The organism is Anaerolineales bacterium (assembly GCA_022866145.1).
GTDB lineage: Bacteria > Chloroflexota > Anaerolineae > Anaerolineales > E44-bin32 > PFL42.
Genome location: JALHUE010000397.1, coordinates 1 through 2,812, shown reverse-complemented (window position 1 = coordinate 2,812; position 2,812 = coordinate 1). Strand labels below are relative to the sequence as shown.

Genomic DNA, 2,812 nt, shown 5'->3' with positions numbered 1-2,812 from the left:
GTGGGGCGTAATCTGGGAACTTAGCTCGTGCATAGAACCTCCCTGGGACTGGCAGAACGTGCCGCCTAACGGCCTCGAGATGAGCCGCCCGGCCAGCTCTTGGAACCTATCTTAAACCCGATTCGCCGCAGCTGGCCGGGTCGGCTCCATCGAGTTGTTAGGCGGCGGCTGGGTGTCGTAATGGGGACATCGGGGGCCGCGTGCGTGCTAATTGGGAAGGATAGGCGCAACGAATCCTCCTGGGGGCATGTTGTCGTGGATCGTCTGGATGTCGACGAGAAGTTCAGGTGTGGCGGCATCAGCGGCGGCGCGAAGCGCCGTCCGTTGAATGCCGTTGTTAGGAGTCGTCAGCGAGAGAGAGGACAGCCTCCGTCATGTGCAGGCCTCGATCACAGAGAGACCGCTTGCGTATCTTGAGGGAGTCTCCCCGTGCGCCGACAAGGTGCCCTCTGCCACGACCCGGAAGCCCACCTCCTCTAGGAGAGACTTGGCCGCGGCTGCGCTAGGGTAGCTGAATTCAGGGTCCGACAGAGAGCGCTCGAGCGCCCAGTGCGCGCGCGAAGGCGGGGCGACGCCGCGTGCTGGTGCGAAGTAGTCGACGATGAAGAATCGCCCGCCAGGGCTCAGAGCAGCGCGGACCTTGCGGAAGAGGGCTTCGGTGTAGACATTGACATCGCATTCCAGAACAACATCGAACCCCGACAGCAACTTGTCTCTGAGGACATCGGCCGCGTGAAAAGTGATCCGGTCCTCCAGAGAGTTCTCGGCCGCGAGCTCGCGCCCAGCTTTGCAGACGTTTTCGATGTCCACGACCACAGCGGTCAGATGAGGGTACCGGCGCAACAGGGCCATTGATACGACTCCTGAACCACCTCCCAGGTCCATCAGCCGAGTTGCCGAACTCAGGTCCAGCAACGCCGCGAGCCGATCTGCAAGGGGACCGTGGATCTCATAGAGCATGCGCGTGAATCGACGGGCTCTGTCGGCGCTTTCAGACATCCGCGCGACGTAGTCCAAGGAGAGCGTCTCCTGAGCCGCCGGCGCCGGACCAGGATCAGGGATGTGCAGAGCTAGATCGCGGAGGGCGTGGGACCGCTGTCCAGCCTCTTCTGCCAGGAGTGCCCAGGAACTCTGGCTGTAGGCACCCAGGATGGCCCGCCGCGCCGTTGGGGACGCCGCATAGCCGCTGGAGGTCTCCTCGAGGAGACCGGATCTGCTCAGAACCTGCAGCCAATAGCGACAGCGATACGCGGGAATTCCAAGGGCGTCGGCGATGTCCGATGCACTCAGCGTCTGCTCCGTGAGCAACCAGAATAGGCCCAGTTGCATGGCGGCACCCAGCGCGGCAGCGGTCGAGTGAGCGTCCAAGAGGTCAAGAACATCTTCCGTCGTTTCCGGTTTCATCCTGCTCTCCCGTCTCGACTGTCGACAGCCCCGCCCCATCAGCCGCCTAACGGCCTCGAGCTAAGCTGCCCGGCGGAAGCGGGCAGACTGCCGACTATTCTCGCGCATGCCGGCGGGCCGAGCAAGTGGCACCTACGGCCCAGCCCGCCGGGTCAGCTTCAGCGAGTTGTTGGGCGGCGCTCATCCCAGCCAGGACAGTCTCCTCGTCCTAGATCGACTCTTGGCCATCAAAGAAGTCCAGCCACATGTGGCCAGTGGTGATCCGGACCTCAGGGTGCGCCGCGGCAAAGGCGCGAAGGCGGTCGGTATGTGGCCCCAGTGCGAAGTTGACCAGCCACGCAGGCGCATAGTCCTCGAGGGCCACGGGACCTGCATCCGCCACATGGAAGTGCCAGCCGACGCCAGTGCGTATGGCCACCCCACAGTGGCCACGCGTGTGCCCATGCAAAGGCACCAACCACATCTCGGGTTGAAAGGGCAACCGAACGGCAGGTAGGCCATACCAGGACTCACTCTGATCTCCGTACAGGGCGAGCTTCGGGCGATGTGCAACGTGGCGGCGAACATACGCCAAATCAGTGAACTGACGCGGTCTCCCCCTGAACGCTTGGTATTCACGCTGATGCACGTGCGCGGTAGCGTTGGGAAAGTCGCGGAGGCCGCCGCAGTGGTCGAAGTGCATGTGGGTAAGAACAACATGACGCACGTCTTCCGGGTTGTACCCCAATCGAGCGACTTGGCGGACTGCGGCCTCGTCGGCGTCCATTGGGACCTTGGTGATGACCTGGAACACACGAAGGATCCCTGGCGGGTGAGCATAGTCGTCTATGCCGGGCCCTGTGTCTATGAGCACAGGTCCCTGCGCGGTCTCCGCCAGAAGGCAGAGTGTGCCCGTGTGCCAACTACTTGGCACGCGAGCGTTGCATGTGAAGCAGTTCAGGAAGTGAAGTGTCATCGGAAGCGGGCTTCTACCCTTCTACAGCACGAGTTTGGAGGGCGAGAATCGGCGCCGCCCAACGGCCTCGAGCTAAGCTGCCCGGCGGAAGCGGGCAGACTCCCCGGACTGTCGGCCGCGCTGGCGGGCTGAGCAAGTGGCACCGAACGCGCCGCCCGCCGGGTCAGCTTCAGCGAGTTGTTAGGCGGCGACCGGGTTAAATGTCGGGCCTGAGCTTACTGTTGCCTGACCATATCGACTGAGATCTCCGCCGCCGGCGTCGTTCCTCTATTCTCAAACCAGTGCGTGGTGTTCTTATCCTCGGGCCAGCCCACTGCCGGCCCATACTCCTTAGCCACTCCATTTCGGTGGTCAGTGATCGTTCCTTGCAGCATGTAGACCATGCTCGGCCTGTCTTTATGGTCGTGAATCGGGCCGATGACCCCTCCAGGTTCGATAGTCACCATTCGCATT

General features: G+C 62.7%; 3 protein-coding genes. All 3 read right to left on the bottom strand.

What is annotated here, in order from left to right:
• Positions 1–372: 372 nt before the first annotated feature.
• Positions 373–1,404 carry a helix-turn-helix domain-containing protein gene (locus MUO23_12025; protein ID MCJ7513685.1) on the bottom strand — a complete coding sequence of 344 codons (1,032 nt, stop codon included), beginning with the start codon at positions 1,402–1,404 and terminating at the stop codon, positions 373–375.
• A gap of 208 nt (positions 1,405–1,612) precedes the next feature.
• Positions 1,613–2,257 (bottom strand): MBL fold metallo-hydrolase, encoded by a 645-nt coding sequence (locus MUO23_12020; GenBank protein MCJ7513684.1) that lies wholly within the window; start codon positions 2,255–2,257, stop codon positions 1,613–1,615.
• Positions 2,258–2,574: 317 nt separating this feature from the next.
• Positions 2,575–2,812 (bottom strand): cupin domain-containing protein (locus MUO23_12015; protein MCJ7513683.1); only part of this gene is annotated, 238 nt, incomplete at its 5' end.